The following is a 19,546-nucleotide window of genomic DNA, read 5'->3' on the forward strand; positions in this document are numbered from 1 at the left end:
ACTTGCGCAGTGCTGAAGTTGGTCGTCCTCATCTCCGGCGGTGGCTCCAATCTCCGCGCGCTGCTCGAGGCGACGCGCGACGACCGCTTCCCCGCCCGCGTCGTGGCGGTCGGCAGCGACACCGACGCCGACGGCCTGCGCCACGCCGAGGCGCACGACGTCCCCTCCTTCACCGTCACGCCCGGCGCCTTCGCCTCCCGCGACGCCTGGGGCGCGGAGCTGCTCGAGCAGATCCAGGGCTGGCAGCCCGACCTCGTCGTCTGCGCCGGCTTCATGCGGATCCTGCCGCCCGTCGTCGTCGACGCGCTCAGCCCGCGGATGATCAACACGCACCCCGCCCTGCTGCCGCTCTTCCCCGGCGCGCACGCCGTCCGCGACGCCCTCGCCGCCGGCGCCACCGAGACCGGAGTGACGGTGCACGTCATCGACACCGGCGTCGACACCGGCCCGGTCATCGCCCAGGAGAGCCTCGCCGTGCTCCCCGGCGAGAGCGAGCACGCGCTGCACGAGCGCATCAAGACCATCGAGCGTCGCCTGCTGGTGCAGACGGTGCTCGACATCGCCCACGGAACCGTCGACCTCGAGGAGCTCGCCCGCGCATGAGCATCACCGCACACGACCCCAGCAGCTACGACGACCGCGATGTCGTCCCCGTTCGCCGGGCGCTGATCTCGGTCAGCGACAAGACCGGACTGCTCGAGCTCGCCTCGGCGCTGGCCGGCGCCGGCGTCGAGCTGGTCTCCACCGGCTCGACCGCCGCGACCATCCGCGACGCGGGCCACTCGGTCACCGATGTCTCCGCCGTGACCGGCTTCCCGGAGTCGCTCGACGGCCGGGTGAAGACCCTGCACCCCGGCGTGCACGCGGGCATCCTCGCCGATGTGCGCCTCGCCTCGCACCGCGAGCAGCTCGAGCAGCTCGAGATCGCGCCGTTCGAGCTCGTCGTCGTGAACCTCTACCCCTTCCGCGAGACCGTCGCCGGCGGCGCCGACGCGCCGACCGTGGTCGAGAACATCGACATCGGCGGCCCTGCGCTCGTCCGCGCCTCGGCGAAGAACCACGCCAACGTGGCGATCGTCGTCGATCCGGCCGACTACGCCGGCATCGTGGCCGCGCTCGGCAGCGGCGGCACGACGCTCGCCGCCCGCCGCACGCTCGCCGCGCGCGCCTTCGCACACACCGCCTCGTACGACTCCGCCGTCGCCGCCTGGTTCGCCGGGCAGGAGGCGGGCGGCGAGTCGGAGTTCCCCGGCTCGGTCGAGATCCGCGGCACCCGGCAGCAGGTGCTCCGCTACGGCGAGAACTCGCACCAGAAGGCGGCGCTCTACGTCTCGCCCGACGGCACGGGCATCGCCCAGGCGCGCCAGCTGCACGGCAAGGAGATGTCGTACAACAACTTCGTCGACGCCGACGCGGCCGTCCGCGCGGCCTACGACTTCGTCCTCCCCGCCGTCGCGATCATCAAGCACGCCAACCCGTGCGGCATCGCGATCGCCGGCGCGAAGGCCATCGACCCCATCGCGTCCGCGCACCGCCGCGCGCACGAGTGCGATCCGGTGTCGGCCTTCGGCGGCGTCATCGCCGCGAACCGGACCGTCACCCTCGCCATGGCCGAGACGGTGAAGGAGATCTTCACCGAGGTGCTCGTCGCCCCCGGCTTCGAGCCCGAGGCGCTCGAGGTGCTGAAGACCAAGAAGAACCTGCGCCTGCTGCAGCTCCCCGACTTCTACGCCCCCGTCGAGACCGAGTTCAAGCAGATCTCCGGCGGCATCCTGCTGCAGGAGCCCGACCGCTTCGTCGGCGGCCCCGGCGAGGTCAGCTCCGGCTGGGAGCTCGTCGCCGGCGAGCCCGCCGATGCCGACACGATGCTCGACCTCGAGTTCGCCTGGAAGGCCTGCCGCGCCGTCAAGTCCAACGCGATCCTGCTCGCCAAGGGCGGCGCCTCCGTCGGCGTCGGCATGGGCCAGGTCAACCGCGTCGACTCCTGCCACCTCGCCGTCTCCCGCGCCGGCGACCGCGCCCCCGGCTCCGTCGCCGCCTCCGACGCGTTCTTCCCCTTCGCCGACGGCCTCGAGGTCCTCCTCGCGGCCGGCGTGAAGGCCGTCGTCCAGCCCGGCGGCTCGGTCCGCGACCCCGAGGTCATCGAGGCCGCGAAGCGCGCCGGCGTCACCATGTACACGACGGGGGAGCGGCACTTCTTCCACTGAGCGCCGCAGGCGCTCAGTGGGCGCCTTCTTCCACGCCGCTCCTCGCGCGGCGTGGCGCGGTCGGCTCCGCGGGTGGTGCGTTCCGCAGAGCGGGTCGCGTCGGCGCTCTCGGGAATCGCTTGGCACGCGATCCCCGATGAAGCGCCTCTCCCGGTGCTGTCTTCCACGCCGCTCCCTGCGCGGCGTGGCGCGGTCGGCTCCGCGGGTGGTGCGTTCCGCGGAGCGGGTCGCGTCGGCCGCCGCGGGAATCGCTTGGCACGCGATCCCCGCACGCGGCCTCTCCCTTCGGGAGTCGGGGTCTGCCCGCTCCACTCCTCAGAAGTTGTCGTAGTCGAGCGTCGAGTACGACAAGATTTGCGGACTCGGGGTGCGAGCCCGACGCCGCGCACCCACTCTCCAGAAGTTGCGGTAGTGGGGTGCGATTACCGCAACTTCTGCGGACTCGGGGAGCGAGCCCGGCGCCGCGCCGTCACTCTCCAGAAGCTGCGGTAGTGGAGCGCGGGTACCTCAACTTCTGCGGGGTCGGCGGGCGGCGTGCGCGGGACTGGTGCTCCACTCGCGGGAAGTTGCGGTGGTGGCGCGCGACTACCGCAACTTTTGAGGAGTGGCGGGGGAGCGGGCGGGGCGCGGCCCGGGGCGCGGCTCTCAGACGGCTGCAAGGGTCTGGGCAGGGGGCGCAGGGGTGCGGGCGCGTAGGGTCTCCGGGTGCCCTCCGACTCGACGCTGAACGCGCCCACCGCTCCGACCACCGCGAACGCCCCGACCGTGGGGCGGCGCCTGCTGACGGCGCTCGCCGCCGCGGCGGCCACGGCGGTCGCGGCCCACCTCGCCAACCTGCTCGCCTTCTTCATCGGCAACCAGCTGGCGCCGACGTCGATCCCGCAGGTCAACGCCTACTTCCTGCTCTCGAGCGTGCTCGCCTTCGTGGTGGTGCTCGTCCTCGCGGCGGCCGGACTGCTCGCCCGCGCCTGGACGGCGGCGATCGCCGGACTCGTCGCGGGGCTCGTCGGCGCCGTCTTCGGCACGCTCGTGCAGGCGAGCGCGAGCGGCACCCCGATCACCGGGGAGGTCTGGGGATCGATCGTCGCGACCTTCGGCGGGCTCAACCTCGTCTTCCTGCTCGCCTTCGTGATCGCCGCCGCGACCCTCGGCCACCGCATCGCCGTCGCATCGACACCTGCCCGCGCCCGGAAGTCCTCGGCCGCCACCGCCCGTCCGGAGCGCCGCATCGCCCTCATCCGGCAGCCCGCGGACGACCTCGACGCCGGCGAGCTCACCCACCTCGAGCGCGTCCCGGTCGACCGGGTGAAGGCGCTGCAGCAGTGGGAGGAGTACGTCGATGCGCTCGAGGAGGCCGGCTGGGAGACCGTCCAGGTCGCCACGGCGCCCGAGCTGCCCGACTCCGTCTTCCTCGAGGACGCGCTGCTCGTCGTCGACGGGCACGCGGTCCTCACCCGCCCGGGCGCCGAGTCGCGCCGCGGCGAGGTGGACGGCGCGGAGGAGGCGGCTCGCGCTCTCGACCTGATCGTGCACCGGATCGAGGCGCCCGGCACCCTGGAGGGCGGCGACGTCCTCCGCGTCGGCTCGACCGTCTACGTCGGCCGCGGCGGCCGCACCAACGCCGAGGGCGTCGCGCAGCTGCGGGCCCTGCTCCGTCCGCTCGGCCTGAGCGTCGTCGCGGTCCCGCTCACCCGCGCGCTGCACCTCAAGAGCGCCGTCACCGCGCTGCCGGACGGCACCGTGATCGGCTGGGAGTCCGTCGTCGACGAGCCGCGGCTCTTCCCCTCCTTCCTGCCGATGCCGGAGGAGGGCGGCGCCCACGTGGTCGTGCTCGGCCCGGACACGCTGCTGATGGCGGCGTCCGCGCCGCGGAGCGCGGAGCTGCTCCGCGAGCTCGGCTACCGCGTCGTGACGGTCGACATCTCGGAGTTCGAGAAGCTCGAGGGCTGCGTGACCTGCCTGTCGGTGCGGGTGCGCTGACGGCCTCGGCGCCGCTCGCGCGGGTTCGTCCAGCGGGCTCGGTCGTGGAGGAGGGAGGGACCCGACGATCCGCGCCCGCGGTCGCCGAGCGGTGGACGCCGCCGAGGGACCGGGTATAGCCTTCAAGGCTGCCCAGAGGCCCGCAAGGGGCCGGCGGCATCCCCGCCCTCGCGACGCCACGGTGCCGCAGGGCTCCGTCCTCCGTCGCGAAAGCCCAGCACCGTGCTCGCACAGTCCTCTCCGCCCGCCGCTCCGAAGCGCCCGAACACCCTCCGCACTCTGCTGCGCCTGGTCCCGTTCGTCGGCGACGCGCTGCCCCGCCTGGTCGGCGGCATCGCGATCGCCCTCGTGGCCAGCCTCGTCTCGCTCGCGATCCCGATCGTCCTCCAGCAGCTGGTCGACGGACCGCTCGGCGACGGCGCGACCGCCGCCGGCTCCGGCGACCTCGGCCCGCTGATCGGCCCGGTCGTCGTCGTGCTCCTGCTCGGCGTGCTCGAGGCCGCCGCCATCGCGCTGCGCCGCCGGATGGTGCTCACCCCGAGCACGCGGGTCGAGGCGCGGATGCGCACCGCGCTCTACCGCCAGCTCCAGGACCTGCCCGTCTCGTTCCACGACCGCTGGCAGAGCGGGCAGCTGCTCTCGCGCGCGATGAGCGACCTCAGCCTCATCCGCCGCTGGATCGCCTTCGGCTTCGTGCTGCTGGTGGTCAACGCGCTGACGATCGTCGTCGGCTTCGGCGTCCTGGTCTACTGGAACCCGATCCTCGGCGCGCTGTTCGTGGCCTGCTCGATCCCGGTCTGGATCTACGGCTTCGCCTTCGAGAAGCGCTACTCGAGCATCGCGCGCCGCAGCCAGGACCAGGCCGGCGACCTCGCCACGACGGTCGAGCAGTCGGTGCACGGCATCCGCGTGATCAAGGCGTTCGGCCGTCACCAGCACGCGCTCGCCGGCTTCGCCGATCAGGCGGAGAAGCTGCGCGGCACCGAGGTGGAGAAGGCGAAGGCGATCGCGGGCATCTGGGTGGTCCTCCTGCTCATCCCCGACATCGCCTTCGCGCTCTGCCTCCTCGCCGGCGTCTGGCTGGCGGCCGACGGGCAGCTCAGCGTCGGCGAGCTCTTCGCCTTCTTCGCCACTGCGACCGTGCTGCGCTGGCCGGTGGAGTCCATCGGCTTCCTGCTCTCGATGACGTTCGACGCGCGCACCGCCGTCGACCGCTACTTCGAGGTGATGGACAGCCGGAACACGATCACCGATCCGGAGTCGCCCGCGACGATCGCCCGCCCGCTCGGCCGAGTGAGCTTCCGAGACGTGCACTTCCGCTACCAGGACGCGCCCGAGCGCTTCGCCGATCTGCTCGACGGCGTCGATCTCGAGGTCGAGCCCGGCGAGACGATGGCGCTCGTCGGCCTCACCGGCTCGGGCAAGACGACGCTCACCGCGCTGCTGCCGCGCCTCTACGACGTGACCGGCGGGGCGATCGAGATCGACGGTGTCGACGTGCGGCACCTCCGGCGCGACGAGCTGCGCTCCCACGTGGGCATGGCCTTCGAGGACGCGACGCTCTTCTCCACCTCGGTGCGCGAGAACGTGCTTCTCGGCCGCCCGGACGCCTCGGAGGCGGAGCTGCTCGAGGCGCTCGAGATCGCCCAGGCGGACTTCGTGCACTCCCTGCCGAACGGGCTGGACACCACCGTGGGCGAGGAGGGGATGAGCCTCTCCGGCGGCCAGCGCCAGCGGCTCGCCCTCGCGCGCGCCATCGCCGCGCGGCCCGCCGTCCTCGTCCTGGACGATCCGCTGTCGGCCCTCGACGTCGACACCGAGGCGCGGGTGGAGAAGGGCCTGCGCCGCGTGCTCGGCGACACCACCGCGCTGATCGTCGCGCACCGCCCCTCGACCGTCGCCCTCGCCGACCGCGTCGCCCTCCTCGAGGAGGGCCGCGTCACGGCGGTCGGCACCCACACCGAGCTGCTCGCGAGCAGCCCGCACTACCGCTTCGTCATCTCGAGCCTCGAGGAGGACGAGCTCGCCCGTCCCCGGGGCACCGAGCGCGTCGGCTCGCGACCGCGCGCCGAAGCCGAGCTGACGGACCTGACCGACCTCACGGAGTTGGAGACCCGATCATGAGCACTCTCGGATCCACCGAGGAGCGCGACGACCTCACGCGCGCGGAGTCCGCGGCCCTGCGCCGGCGCTCGCTCGCGCTGCTCGGGTCGCTGCTGCGCCCGCTGCGGATGCGGCTGGTGCTGACGGCCGTCGTCGTGGTGATCTCGACCGCCGCGCAGGTCGCCGGACCGGCGCTGATCGCACTGGGCATCGACAACGGGCTGCCGGCGATCCTCGACGGCGACGCGACCCCGCTGGTCCTCACCGTGATCGCCTACGTCCTGACCGGCGTCGTCGGCGCCGTCCTCGTCGCCTGGTACACCGTGCTGTCGGCCCGGGTGAGCCAGGCGATCCTGATCGACCTGCGCAAGCGCGTCTTCCTGCACACCCAGAAGCTGAGCCTGGAGTTCCACGAGAACTACACCTCCGGCCGGATCATCTCCCGGCAGACCAGCGACCTCGACTCGATCCGCGAGCTGCTCGACTCCGGCATCAACCAGCTCGTGCAGGGCGCCCTCTATATGGGCTTCGTCGCCATCGCGCTGGTCTCGCTCGACGGCGTCAGCGGCCTCGTGCTCGCCTGTGCCCTCGTGCCGCTGGCGATCCTGACCCGCTGGTTCCAGAAGCGCTCGCAGTCGCTCTTCCGCGGCACCCGCGTCGCGTCGTCCCGACTGATCGTCCAGTTCGTCGAGACGATGACCGGCATCCGCGCCGTGCAGACCTTCCGCACCCAGCAGCGCAACGAGTCGGCCTTCGGCGTCGTCGTCGAGCGCTACCGGGTCGCCTACAAGAAGGTCTTCGGCGTCTTCGGCACCTTCGACCCCGGTCTCGTGCTGATCGGCAACGTCACGATGGCGGCCGTGCTCATCCTCGGCGGGATGCGGGTGCTCGACGGCGGTCTCGAGATCGGCGCCCTGCTCGGCGTGCTGCTCTACACCCGGCGCTTCTTCGCTCCGGTGCAGGAGATGGCGATGTTCTACAACTCCTACCAGTCCGCCGCGGCCGCGCTCGAGAAGATCTCGGGCGTTCTCGCGGAGGAGCAGAGCGTCCCGGATCCGGCGCACCCCGTCGACCTCCGCGAGGCGCGGGGGGCGCTCGGCTTCGAGGGCGTCCGCTTCGCCTACACGACCGACCGGGAGATCCTGCCGCGCTTCGACCTGCGGATCCCCGCCGGCCAGACGATCGCGCTGGTCGGCTCGACCGGCGCCGGCAAGTCGACGCTCGCGAAGCTCATCTCCCGCTTCTACGACCCGACCGACGGAGTGGTGACCCTCGACGGCGTCGACCTCCGGCAGCTGCACCCGAAGGACCTTCGGCGCGCGATCGTGATGGTGACCCAGGAGGCGTACCTCTTCTCCGGCTCCGTCGCGGACAACATCGCGATCGGCCGGCCCTCGGCCTCCTACGACGAGATCGTCGACGCGGCGAAGGCGGTCGGCGCCCACGCGTTCATCCAGGCGCTGCCGGACGGCTACGACACCGACGTCAACAAGCGCGGCGGACGGGTCTCGGCCGGTCAGCGCCAGCTGATCTCGTTCGCGCGGGCGTTCCTGGCGGACCCGGCGGTGCTGATCCTGGACGAGGCGACCTCCTCGCTCGACATCCCGAGCGAGCGGCTGGTGCAGCTCGGCCTGCAGACGCTGCTCGCGGACCGGACCGCGGTGATCATCGCGCACCGGCTGTCGACGGTCGCGATCGCCGACCGGGTGCTGGTGATGGAGCACGGCCGCATCGTCGAGGACGGGACGCCGGAGGCGCTGATCGCGGGCGACGGCCGCTTCGCCACGCTGCACGCGGCCTGGCGGGACTCCCTGGTCTGAGCCGGAGGGCCCGCCGCCGCGTCAGGGCGTCCAGCGCGCGGCGCGGACGTCCACCCGGTAGCCGCTCGGCGTCGTGACGAGCGGCGTGCCCTCGCGGTCGTAGTGCGCGCGAGCGCGCTCCTCGTGCCCGATCGCGGGGGCGCCGCCGGAGCGGACCACCCGCCACCAGGCGACGTCGGAGCCGTAGCGGGCGAGCACCGTGCCGACGGCGCGGGCGGCCCGGGTGCCGAGCACCGCGGCGATCTCGCCGTAGGCCATCACGCGGCCGGGCGGGATCGCGTCGACGACGGCGAGGACCGCGGAGACGAAGTCGGCGGGATCCGGGTCGGCGGAGGAGGCCGCCGGAGTGCCGGTCAGAGCTTCAGCGCCCCGATGTTCTCGCCGTACGGGGTCTCGCCGATGACCTCGAAGCCGATCCAGCGGAAGAACTGCTCGGGGCCGTCGGCGCCGGACTCCCAGATCACGGTGAGGGTGTCGAAGCCGCGGGCGCGCGCCTCGTCGGCGGCGGCGCGGACGGCGAAGGTGCCGACACCGCGGCCCTGCTTGGCCGCGTCGATGTTGATCCGCCAGATGCAGCTGCGGAACTCCTCCGGCGCCTGCGGGTCGAAGTGCGCGTGGATGAAGCCGACGAGCTCGTCGCCGTCGAGGATCGCCCGCTGCCAGGCGGCGCCCGGGTCGATCACGGCGGCGGCCGCGGAGTACGACTCCGGTGCGACGAACTGCTCCTGACCCGGTTTGAGGCTCAGTCCGTTCACGGCGGAGATGTTCGCGGCCGACAGCTCTTCCAGGCGGAGGTCACTCATGCCGCCCAATCTAGCGGCCCGGCTCGGCGGCGGTCATCCTCCTCGCGGACGAGCGTCGCGGCGCGCACGGTGCGGGGCTCCTCCCCGCGGAGAACTGTCTCGACGTCGAGACAGTTCCGGCCTCGGGTAGGCTGGTCGAGGCCGTCTGGAGCGGCCGCGGAGCCACCCGTCCCTCGCAGCAGCGGGGCGGTGCAACGAGACCCTGGGAGTGCAATGTCGAAGATCAAGGTTGAAGGAACCGTCGTCGAGCTCGACGGCGACGAGATGACGCGGATCATCTGGCAGAAGATCAAGGACACCCTGATCCACCCGTACCTCGACGTGAACCTCGAGTACTACGACCTCGGCATGGAGTACCGCGACCAGACCGACGACCAGGTCACGATCGACGCCGCCCACGCCATCCAGAAGCACGGCGTCGGCGTCAAGTGCGCGACCATCACGCCCGACGAGGCGCGCGTCGAGGAGTTCGGCCTGAAGAAGATGTGGAAGTCGCCGAACGGCACGATCCGCAACATCCTCGGCGGCGTCATCTTCCGCGAGCCGATCATCATCTCGAACATCCCGCGCCTGGTGCCCGGCTGGAACAAGCCGATCATCATCGGCCGCCACGCCTTCGGCGACCAGTACCGCGCCACCGACTTCGTCTTCAAGGGCAAGGGCACGCTCACCGTCGAGTTCACCCCCGAGGACGGCTCCGAGCCGATGAAGTTCGAGGTCTACAAGGCCCCCGACGACGGCATCGCGCAGGTCCAGTACAACCAGGACTCGTCGATCCGCGACTTCGCGCGCTCCTCGCTCAACTACGGCCTGACCCGCAACTACCCGGTCTACCTCTCCACGAAGAACACGATCCTCAAGGCCTACGACGGCCGGTTCAAGGACATCTTCGAGGAGATCTTCGAGACCGAGTTCAAGGAGCGCTTCGAGGCCGCCGGCCTCACCTACGAGCACCGCCTCATCGACGACATGGTCGCCTCGGCCATGAAGTGGGAGGGCGGCTACGTCTGGGCCTGCAAGAACTACGACGGCGACGTCCAGTCCGACACCGTCGCGCAGGGCTTCGGCTCGCTCGGCCTGATGACCTCGGTCCTCTCGACCCCCGACGGCAGCGTCGTCGAGGCGGAGGCGGCGCACGGCACCGTCACGCGCCACTACCGCCAGCACCAGGCCGGCAAGCCCACCTCGACGAACCCGATCGCCTCGATCTACGCCTGGACGCGCGGCCTCGCGCACCGCGGCAAGCTCGACGGCAACCAGGAGCTCATCGACTTCTCGCTGACCCTCGAGGACGTCGTCATCAAGACGGTCGAGTCCGGCAGCATGACGAAGGACCTCGCGCTCCTCGTCGGCCCGGACCAGGCCTGGCAGACGACCGAGGAGTTCCTCGCCACGCTCGACGAGAACCTCAAGGCGCGCATGGCGAGCTGAGCTCCGGCTCGCACGAACGGCTCCGGCCCGCGGGAATCCTCGGATTCCCCGGGCCGGAGCCGTTTCCGCGTGCCGGAGGCGCGGTGGCGGTCGGTACCGCCGTCAGAGCACGCGCGCCAGCTGCTCCATCGCCGCGCGCGGGTCGTCGCCGACCGGCATGAGCACCGTGCTGGCCGCTCCGGCCGCGTGCAGGTCGTCGATCCGCGCGCGGGCCGTCTCCGGAGTCCCGACGACGGCGAGCCGGTCGACCCACTCGTCCGGCAGATCGCGGACGAAGGCGGCGCGGTCGGCGCTCCGGGCGCGCAGCTGCGCGAACTCCTCGGCGAAGGGCAGCGGCTCGATGTGCGGTGCCCAGTCCGGCTCGCCGACCCACTCCAGTCCCGGGCGCACGGCGGCGCGGGTCTCTCCGGCGTCGTCCGAGACGGCGGCCACGTTGTAGGCGACGACGCGGCCCGGCGTGCCCATCTGCTCGCGGGCCCGGGCGAGGTACTCCGGAGCGACCGGCTCGGCGAGGATCGCCCCGTCGGCGATGCGCCCGGCCAGCTCGAGTGAGCGCGGTCCGCGGACGCCGGCCAGCAGCGGTGGCACGACCTGCGGTGGCGACTCGAGCCGCAGGCCGTCGACGTGGACGTAGCGACCGTCGCGGGTCACCTCCTCGCCGGCGAGCAGCGCGCGGATCGCGTCGAACTGCTCCGAGAGCAGGGTCAGCGGGCTCTTCGGCCAGACGCCGAGTCCGCGCATCCAGCCCGGCATGCCGTGGCCGATGCCCGCGTGGACGCGGCCGGGGAAGAGCTCGGCGAGGGTGCCGAGCTCCATCGCGGTGAACGCGGCGGTGCGCACCGCGGCAGGCAGGATGCCGATGCCGACGACGATCCGGTCGGTCGCGGCGAGGGCGGCCGCGGCCTGGGCGACGCCGCCGCGGAAGCCGAGGTCCTCGACGACCCAGAGCTCGTCGAAGCCGAGCTCCTCGGCCCGGCGGGCGTAGGGCAGGACCTCGGCGGCGGGGAGATCGCGGGGGAGCAGGACGCCGACGGCGGCGTCGGGATTCGGGGTGCGCATCCCGCCAGCGTAGGACCGGCGGGGTGGGGTCCCCGAAATGGGGGCAACCGGATCCCCGGAGATCGGTCGCCGTTGTCCCCCGAACAAGGACTTCGTTACCTGTTCGTAACAGAGCCGGGCGATCGAGTTCGTAGGGTCGACTCTGTGCGAGAACCGATCCGGTTCTCAGCAACTGTGAGTAAAGGACATCGATTGCCGCTTCACTTGTCCCACCGTCCACCCGTCCGCCGCGCCGAGAAGCGCATCCTCGCCGGCCTCGCCGCCCTCGGCATCGCCGCCTCCGGCGCCTTCGCCGTCTCGGCCGCCTCGGCCGCCCCGCTCGTCGGCGGGGCCGCTCTCGTCGGCGGACTCTCCACCCTCCAGACCTTCGACGACGGCGACTACGTCGTCACGCTCGTCGAGCCGTCCGCGGCGACCTACGAGGGCACCGACGCCCGCTTCGCCCGGACCGCTCCGGACGCCGGCGCGCAGCTGCAGGCCCGCTCGGCTCCGGTCGAGGACTACTCCGCTCACCTCGAGCAGCGTCAGGACGACGTCGCCGCCGCCGTCGACGCCGCGATCGGCTACCACTACACGGTCGCCCTCAACGGCTTCTCCGCCTCGCTCACCGCCGCGCAGGCGAGCGAGCTCGCCGGCCGCAAGGACGTCGCGCAGGTGCGGGAGCTCGAGGATCTGAAGCTCGACCGCGCCGCGGCCTCGACCGCGCCGGCTCCGACCGCCGCCGCCGACGCCGGCATCCCCGTTCCGGACACCGGGCAGGAGTCCTCGACGAGCTTCCTCGGCCTCGAGGGCGACGGCGGAGTGTGGGACACCGTCGGCGGTGTCGAGAAGGCCGGCGAGGGCATCGTCGTCGGCGTCATCGACTCCGGCATCGCACCCGAGAACCCGTCCTTCGCGGGCGCTCCGCTCGCGACCTCCCCGGGCGCCGCTCCGTACACGGACGGCACGACCGTCCGCTATGCCAAGTCGGACGGCACCACCTTCGCCGGCTCCTGCTCGCCCGGCCTAGCCGCGTCCGAGCAGTGGGACGGCGGCGAGTGCAACCAGAAGCTGATCGGCGCCCGCTGGTTCCTCGGCCAGAACGAGAAGGCCGGCTCGACCGACAACCCCGAGTACCGCTCGCCGCGCGACGCGGACGGCCACGGCTCGCACACCGCGAGCACGGCGGCCGGCAACGCCGACGTCGAGGCCTCGGTCGACGGCTACGACTACGGCACCATCTCCGGTGTCGCACCCGCCGCGAAGGTCGCCGCCTACAAGGTCTGCTGGAACGGCGCCGTGAACGGCACCGACGACGACGACTACTGCTCCGGTGAGGGCATCCTGGCCGCGATCAACGCGGCCGTCGCGGACGGCGTCGACGTCATCAACTTCTCGATCGGCGGCGGTTCCGCCGTGTCGACGCTGACCCCCTACGACGAGGCGTTCCTGAACGCCGCGGCCGCGGGTGTCTTCGTGGCCGCCTCGGCCGGCAACTCCGGCCCGGGCGTCTCGACCCTCGACCACGCCTCGCCCTGGTACACCACGGTCGCGGCCTCCTCGATCCCGACCTACACGGCCACCGCCACCCTCGGTGACGGCCAGGCCTTCGTCGGCGGATCGATCAGCGTGCACGACGACGTCACCGGCCCCCTCGTGAACAGCGCCGACGTCGTCGTCGCCGGAACCGAGAACGCCGACATCTGCGCGCCGGGCTCGCTCGACGCCGCGAAGGTCGCCGGGAAGATCGTCGCCTGCACCGCCGGCGTCACCGCGCGCGTCTCCAAGTCGGCCGAGGTGGACCGGGCCGGGGGCATCGGCATGCTGCTGCTGAACCCGTTCCCGAACGCCCTGCACGTCGACGACCACTCGGTCCCGAGCATCCAGATCGACTCGCAGGCCTACGACGCGATCACCGCGTACGCCGGCACCGCGGGCGCGACGGCGACGCTGACCGAGGGCAACGCGACCGGCACCGAGATCCCGGTGCCGCAGGTCGCAGGATTCTCCTCGCGTGGCCCGGCCGAGGCGGACGGCACCGACGTGCTCAAGCCCGACCTCACGGCGCCCGGCGTCGCGATCCTCGCCGACAGCTTCAACGCCGAGGGCGACGACCCCGCCTTCGCGTTCGAGTCCGGCACCTCGATGTCCTCCCCGCACATCGCGGGCCTCGCCGCCCTGATCCTCGGCGTGACGCCGAACGCGTCGCCGTCGGCGGTCAAGTCGGCCATGATGACGACCTCCTACGACAGCGTCGACCAGTCGGGCGCCGCGTCCGACGACGTCTTCGCGCAGGGCGCCGGACACGTCGACCCGACCGCGTTCCTCGACCCCGGACTGCTCTACGAGAGCGGCACGAGCGACTGGATCGCCTTCCTCAAGGGCGCCGGCTACGTCTTCGCCGACCCCGAGCTCGACGCGGTCGAGGCGATCGACCCGTCCGACCTCAACCAGGCCTCGATCGCGATCGGCGCCCTGGCCGGGAGCCAGACGGTCACCCGCACGGTCACCTCGACCGAGGCCGGCAGCTACACCGCCGCCCTCGACATCCCCGGGATCGACGCCGTCGTCTCGCCGTCCACCCTCTCCTTCACCGGAGCGGGCCAGACCGCCGAGTACACGGTGACCTTCACCCGGACCGACGCCGAGCTCACCGAGTTCGCGACCGGCTACCTCACCTGGTCGAGCGCCGAGCACGAGGTGCGCAGCCCCGTGGCCGTGCGTCCCGTGCTGCTCGACGCGCCGTACGAGGTGTCGGGCTCCGGCTCGACCGGCTCGACGAGCGTCGAGATCATCCCCGGCATCGACGGCCCCCTGCCGCTGGTTCCGAGCGGTCTCGCGGTGGGAGTCCTCGCCGAGGACGCGACCGCGGCGGACGGCCACACCGGCACGCTGCCGCAGGGCGTGACGTTCGAGACGACCGTCGAGGTGCCCGAGGGCACCGAGTTCGCCCGGTTCGACCTCGACTCGCTCGATGACACCGCCGACCTCGACCTGACGATCTCGCAGATCGTCGACGGGAAGCCGGTGCCCACGGCGACCAGCGCGACCGGCTCGGCCGACGAGCGGGTGGACCTCTACGCCCCCGAGGCCGGCAGCTACCTGGTCTCCGCGGACATCTACGCGGTGGGCGCGGAGCCGGAGGCGACCTTCGACCTCCGGAGCTTCCTCATCGCGGCGGACGGCGGCGAGGGCTCCCTGAGCACCGCGCCCGAGACCGTCGACGCGGTCCTCGGCGAGCCGACGAGCTACTCCGTGTCCTGGACCGGCCTCGCCGGCCCGGCGCAGTACCTCGGCAGCGTCGACTACGCGGACTCGGGTCTCCGGACCCTCGTCAGCGTGGACGTGACGGAGGCGGCGACGCCGGCTCCGACCGCGACGCCGACGGCCGGACCCACGGCCGAGCCGACCGCGACGCCGACCGCCGGACCGACGGCGACGCCGGCTCCGACCGGGACGCCGACCGCCGGACCGACCGCGCCTCCCGCGCCGACCTCCACGCCCACCGCCGGACCGGGCGCGCCCGGCCACGGCGCGGGCGGCCTGCCCTCCACCGGCTTCGGCGGCGGACTGCTCGGAGCGGGCGCCCTGGCGCTGATCGGCGCCGGAGCGGTGCTGACGGGACTGCGTCGCCGCGCACTCGCGCAGCGTGAGGCGGGCGCCGCGGAGTAGCCCTCCGCAGCCCGTCGACGGCCGCTCCGCACGCCCCTCCGGGGGCGGCGGGGCGGCCGTCGCTCGTTGCGCGCGGGATCTCGATGCGCCCGCTGCGCGGGCTACTCGATCAGCATGTGCAGGGAGCCGAATCGCTGGAACATGCTGGTCGAGTAGCCCCGTAGGGGCGTATCGAGACCCGCCGTCGCCTGCAGACCACGGTCCTGATGCGGGTGGATCTCGATACGCCCGCTGCGCGGGCTACTCGATCAGCATGGAGCGACGCCCTCGTCTGCTGAGTCGCAGCCCCGTGCATGCTGGTCGAGTAGCCCCGGAGGGGCGTATCGAGACCCGCCGTCGCCTGCAGGGTGGTCTGCAGGCTCCGGTTCGGACGGTGGTGGATCTCGATACGCCCGCTGCGTGGGCTACTCGATCAGCAGAGGTGCACTCGCACAGCGCCGTCAGCTCAGCGCGCGGCGCCCCGAGATCACGCCGGAGACCACGGCGACCACGCCGAAGACGATCGCGACGACCGGCTGGCCGAGGTCGAGCCAGGCGAGGGCGGCGGCGCCCATGATCAGCAGCTCGATCAGCGAGCGGCCGTAGAGGTCGATCGCGAGGACGGCGCGCGGCGACAGGAAGAGCGCCCAGAGCAGGATGGCCAGCACCGGTGCGCCCACGCCGAAGACGATGCTCCATGGCAGGTCCCAGGACAGGAAGCCCCACAGCCCGAGGCTGACGAACGCGAACAGCTCGAGCACGAGGCGGAGGACGTCGTTCGGCCCGACCTTCGGATCGGTCCGTGCAGTGCCCGCTGTCGCTCGATTCACGCGGACCATCGTATCCGCCCGCGGTGAGTCGCCCGAGAGGGCTCGTTCTCCCGCCCGGCGGGCAGCCGCTCCGGGCGACTCGACGTCGCCGGCGACCGGCGCGGGGTCAGTGGAAGATGATCGTGCGGGCGCCGTCGAGCAGCACGCGGTCCTCCGCGAACCACTTCACGGCCTGGGTGAGCGTGCGGCTCTCCTCGTCCTGCCCGATCGCCACCAGCTGGGCGGGGGAGTGCGAGTGGTCCACCCGCACGACGTTCTGCTCGATGATCGGGCCCTCGTCGAGGTCGCTCGTCACGAAGTGCGCGGTCGCGCCGATCAGCTTCACCCCGCGGGCGTGCGCCTGCTTGTAGGGGTTCGCGCCCTTGAAGCCGGGCAGGAAGGAGTGGTGGATGTTGATCGCCCGGCCGGCCAGGCGCGCGCAGAGCTCGGGGGAGAGGATCTGCATGTAGCGGGCGAGGACGACCAGCTCGATGTCGTGCTCCTCGACGACCTCGACGACGCGCTCCTCGAAGGCGCGCTTGGTCTCGGGCGACGTCACGGCGCGCGACTCGAACGGCACTCCGTAGAAGCCGGCCAGGTCCTGCAGGGTGGCGTGGTTCGAGAGGATCAGCGGGACGTCGATGGCGAGCTGGCCAGCCCGCTGGCGGAAGAGCAGGTCGTTCACGCAGTGCCCCGCGGTCGAGGCGAGCAGCAGCGTGCGCAGCGGACGCCCGACGACGTCGAGCCGCCAGGTCATGCCGTAGTGCTCGGTGACGGGGAGCAGCGCGGCCTCGAACTCGTCGCGGGTGACGGGCGACTGCACCTGCAGGCGCATGAAGAAGCGCCCGGTGTCGGCGCTGGAGAACTGCTGGCTCTCGGTGATGTTGCCGCGGGCCTGGACCACGGCTCCCGAGACCGCGTGCACGATGCCGGGCAGGTCGGGGCAGGCGAAGGTGAGCGTCCAGTGGTTGCCGGGACCGTCGTCGGAGCCGCCGATCGCCGCAGCGGCGGCGGTGCGGTCGGAAGCGGGCGCGGCGGAATCGGTCTGCATCCGCTCAGGATATCGGCCGCCCGTTGCTACACTGGCCGCGTCGCGACTGGCGTTCGGATGGGTGACCATCAGGGAGCGGCACCCTCTCCGGAGACCTCTTCCGGACACTTTTCCTGCCGCTCGCCTGGGCCGGAACGGATACCGTTGTTCTGCGTGCCCGAGCGTGCCTCGTCGCCTCGCGGACGCCATCCGTTTCGCAGCCAAGGAGCGCACGTGTCCTCTTCTCCCGCCTCGAGCATCCCCAGCACCGGTGTCTCGGCCTCGTTCAACGAGCCCGTCTCCGTCGTCGATCCCGAGATCGCCGCCGTCCTGCAGCAGGAGCTCGACCGCCAGCGCGGCTACCTCGAGATGATCGCCAGCGAGAACTTCGTGCCGCGCGCGATCCTCGAGTCGCAGGGCTCGGTCCTCACCAACAAGTACGCCGAGGGCTACCCCGGCCGCCGCTACTACGGCGGCTGCGAGTACGTCGACGTCGCCGAGCAGCTCGCGATCGACCGCGCCAAGGCCCTCTTCGGCGCCGAGTTCGCGAACGTCCAGCCGCACTCCGGAGCGACCGCGAACGCGGCGGCGCTCGCCGCCCTCGTCCAGCCGGGCGACACCATCCTCGGTCTCGAGCTGGCGCACGGGGGCCACCTCACCCACGGGATGAAGCTCAACTTCTCGGGCAAGCTCTACAACGCCACGGCGTACGGAGTCGACCCGCAGACCTTCCGCATCGACATGGACGCGGTCCGCGAGAAGGCGCTCGAGGTCCGCCCGCAGGTCCTCATCGCCGGCTGGTCGGCCTACCCCCGTCACCTCGACTTCGAGGCGTTCCGCGCGATCGCCGACGAGGTCGGCGCCAAGCTCTGGGTCGACATGGCCCACTTCGCCGGACTCGTCGCCGCGGGCCTGCACCCCTCGCCCGTCCCGCACGCCGACGTGGTGACCACGACCGTGCACAAGACGCTGGCCGGCCCGCGCTCGGGCCTCATCCTCGCCAAGCAGGAGTACGCCAAGAAGCTCAACTCCGCCGTATTCCCGGGCCAGCAGGGCGGACCGCTCATGCACGTCATCGCCGCGAAGGCCACCGCGTTCAAGCTCGCGGGCGAGCAGGAGTTCGCCGACCGCCAGGCGCGCACCATCCGCGGCGCGCAGATCCTCGCCGAGCGGCTCACCGCCGCCGACTCGAAGGCCGAGGGCATCGACGTGCTCACCGGCGGCACCGACGTGCACCTCGTGCTCGCCGACCTGCGCAACTCCCCGCTCGACGGCAAGCAGGCCGAGGACCGCCTGCACGAGGTCGGCATCACGGTCAACCGCAACGCGGTGCCGTTCGACCCGCGCCCGCCGATGGTCACCTCGGGCCTGCGGATCGGCACCCCCGCTCTCGCGACCCGCGGCTTCGGCGACGCCGAGTTCACCGTCGTGGCCGACGTCATCGCCGAGGCGCTCAAGCCCTCGGCCGACCTCGAGGCGCTGCGCGCCCGGGTCAAGGGGCTCACGGACGACTTCCCGCTGTACCCCGGGCTGTAGGCCGCCCCGCCCCTCCCGGGTGACCCTGTGCTCGGCGGGGTCCGGAGCGCCGAGCGCGCCTCCGGACACCGCCGAGCACTACTGCACGACTGGCGCGGAAGCGCCGACGAACGAGGAGTTCCACGATGACGGCACAGGTACTCGACGGCGTCGCGACCGCCGCGACGGTCAAGGCGGAGATCGCCGAGCGCGTGGCGGTGCTGCGCGAGAAGGGCGTCGTGCCCGGTCTCGGCACGCTGCTGGTGGGCGACGACCCGGCCTCGCGCTCCTACGTCGCGGGCAAGCACCGCGACTGCGCGGAGGTGGGCATCGAGTCGATCCGCGTCGACCTGCCCGCCACGGCCTCCGCGGAGGACATCCGCGCGGCCATCCGGCAGCTCAACGAGTCGGACTCGGTGACCGGCTACATCATCCAGCTGCCGCTGCCGAAGGGCATCGACGAGAACGCGATGCTCGAGCTGATGGACCCGGACAAGGACGCCGACGGGCTGCACCCGACCAACCTCGGCCGGCTGGTGCTGGGCGTCGAGGGCGAGCTCGACAGCCCGCTGCCCTGCACGCCGAACGGCATCGTCGAGATGCTGAAGCGCCACGAGATCCCGATCTCGGGCAAGCACGTCGTGGTCGTCGGGCGCGGGCTCACGGTCGGGCGTCCGCTCGGGCTGCTGCTGACCCGCAAGGGGCTCGATGCGACGGTCACGCTGACGCACTCGCGGACGACGGACCTCGCGGCGGAGGTGCGGCGGGCGGACATCGTCGTCGCCGCTGTGGGTGTTCCGGGGCTGATCGCGGCGGACTGGGTGAAGCCGGGGGCGGCCGTGCTCGACGTGGGGATCACCCGGGTCGAGAACCCGGAGACGGGGAAGGCGAAGCTGACCGGCGACGTCGCTCCCGGGGTCGCGGAGGTCGCGGGGTGGCTGTCGCCGGTGCCGGGCGGGGTGGGGCCGATGACGCGGGCGATGCTGATCCACAACGTGGTGGGGGCGGCGGAGCGGGCTCTTCGCTAGCTGGACGTCGGGGGGTGCTTGCTGCCGGCGGTCTGACGGGGGGAGGGGCGCGGTGGGGGGGGGGGGGGGGGGGCCCCCCCGCGGGGCCGCCCCCGGGGGCACGCCGGGGAGGGGCGCCCCACGGCGGGGGG

The 19,546-nt window shown here is 72.4% G+C and carries 14 protein-coding genes; 9 read left to right on the forward strand and 5 right to left on the reverse strand.

Annotated elements, in window-relative coordinates:
* Positions 1–9: 9 nt before the first annotated feature.
* From purN to EDF17_RS03060, 5 genes are all read left to right on the forward strand, one after another.
* A complete protein-coding gene (gene purN / locus EDF17_RS03040) occupies positions 10–603 on the forward strand; it encodes a phosphoribosylglycinamide formyltransferase (RefSeq protein ID WP_123445117.1) in 594 nt (197 codons plus the stop codon).
* Positions 600–2,207: a bifunctional phosphoribosylaminoimidazolecarboxamide formyltransferase/IMP cyclohydrolase gene (purH, locus tag EDF17_RS03045; RefSeq protein ID WP_123445118.1), complete on the forward strand. Its 1,608-nt coding sequence runs from the start codon at positions 600–602 to the stop codon at positions 2,205–2,207. Before purN ends, purH begins: the two co-directional genes overlap by 4 nt.
* 705 nt (positions 2,208–2,912) lie before the next feature.
* Positions 2,913–4,187 (forward strand): dimethylargininase, encoded by a 1,275-nt coding sequence (gene ddaH / locus EDF17_RS20525; protein ID WP_311316434.1) that lies wholly within the window; start codon positions 2,913–2,915, stop codon positions 4,185–4,187.
* Between the two features lie 222 nt (positions 4,188–4,409).
* A complete protein-coding gene (locus EDF17_RS03055) occupies positions 4,410–6,311 on the forward strand; it encodes an ABC transporter ATP-binding protein (protein WP_123445119.1) in 1,902 nt (633 codons plus the stop codon).
* A complete protein-coding gene (locus EDF17_RS03060; protein ID WP_123445120.1) occupies positions 6,308–8,110 on the forward strand; it encodes an ABC transporter ATP-binding protein in 1,803 nt (600 codons plus the stop codon). The genes EDF17_RS03055 and EDF17_RS03060 overlap by 4 nt, the downstream gene beginning before the upstream one ends.
* A 21-nt stretch (positions 8,111–8,131) precedes the next feature.
* On the opposite strand, the gene EDF17_RS03065 is transcribed toward EDF17_RS03060, so the two are convergent.
* Entirely contained in the window at positions 8,132–8,569 is a 438-nt protein-coding gene (locus EDF17_RS03065) for an MGMT family protein (RefSeq protein ID WP_311316435.1), read from the reverse strand.
* Entirely contained in the window at positions 8,464–8,913 is a 450-nt protein-coding gene (locus EDF17_RS03070) for a GNAT family N-acetyltransferase (RefSeq protein WP_123445122.1), read from the reverse strand. Before EDF17_RS03070 ends, EDF17_RS03065 begins: the two co-directional genes overlap by 106 nt.
* Before the next feature lie 213 nt (positions 8,914–9,126).
* On the opposite strand from EDF17_RS03070, the gene EDF17_RS03075 reads away from it, so the two are divergent.
* The gene (locus EDF17_RS03075; RefSeq protein WP_123445123.1) at positions 9,127–10,344 is read left to right on the forward strand and encodes an NADP-dependent isocitrate dehydrogenase; all 1,218 of its coding nucleotides are present in this window, start codon (positions 9,127–9,129) and stop codon (positions 10,342–10,344) included.
* A 102-nt stretch (positions 10,345–10,446) separates the two neighbouring features.
* Here the strand turns inward: EDF17_RS03075 and EDF17_RS03080 are convergent, their stop codons facing one another.
* Positions 10,447–11,403 (reverse strand): LLM class flavin-dependent oxidoreductase, encoded by a 957-nt coding sequence (locus EDF17_RS03080; protein ID WP_123445369.1) that lies wholly within the window; start codon positions 11,401–11,403, stop codon positions 10,447–10,449.
* 204 nt (positions 11,404–11,607) lie between these two features.
* On the opposite strand from EDF17_RS03080, the gene EDF17_RS03085 reads away from it, so the two are divergent.
* Complete coding sequence (locus EDF17_RS03085) at positions 11,608–15,054, forward strand: S8 family serine peptidase (RefSeq protein WP_166649584.1); 3,447 nt, start codon at positions 11,608–11,610, stop codon at positions 15,052–15,054.
* Between the two features lie 440 nt (positions 15,055–15,494).
* Here EDF17_RS03085 and EDF17_RS03090 read toward each other — a convergent pair whose 3' ends face one another.
* On the reverse strand, positions 15,495–15,863 hold the full coding sequence (locus EDF17_RS03090) for a YrdB family protein (RefSeq protein WP_243586292.1): 369 nt from the start codon (positions 15,861–15,863) through the stop codon (positions 15,495–15,497).
* 106 nt (positions 15,864–15,969) lie between these two features.
* A complete protein-coding gene (purU, locus tag EDF17_RS03095; protein ID WP_123445126.1) occupies positions 15,970–16,893 on the reverse strand; it encodes a formyltetrahydrofolate deformylase in 924 nt (307 codons plus the stop codon).
* Positions 16,894–17,130: 237 nt separating this feature from the next.
* Between purU and glyA the strand changes: the two genes are divergently transcribed.
* Both glyA and EDF17_RS03105 read left to right on the forward strand, forming a co-directional pair.
* Positions 17,131–18,408 carry a serine hydroxymethyltransferase gene (glyA, locus tag EDF17_RS03100; protein WP_123445370.1) on the forward strand — a complete coding sequence of 426 codons (1,278 nt, stop codon included), beginning with the start codon at positions 17,131–17,133 and terminating at the stop codon, positions 18,406–18,408.
* 125 nt (positions 18,409–18,533) lie between these two features.
* On the forward strand, positions 18,534–19,415 hold the full coding sequence (locus tag EDF17_RS03105; RefSeq protein WP_123445127.1) for a bifunctional methylenetetrahydrofolate dehydrogenase/methenyltetrahydrofolate cyclohydrolase: 882 nt from the start codon (positions 18,534–18,536) through the stop codon (positions 19,413–19,415).
* Positions 19,416–19,546: the final 131 nt, after the last annotated feature.

Source organism: Rathayibacter sp. PhB1 (assembly GCF_004362935.1).
Taxonomy (GTDB): domain Bacteria; phylum Actinomycetota; class Actinomycetes; order Actinomycetales; family Microbacteriaceae; genus Rathayibacter; species Rathayibacter festucae.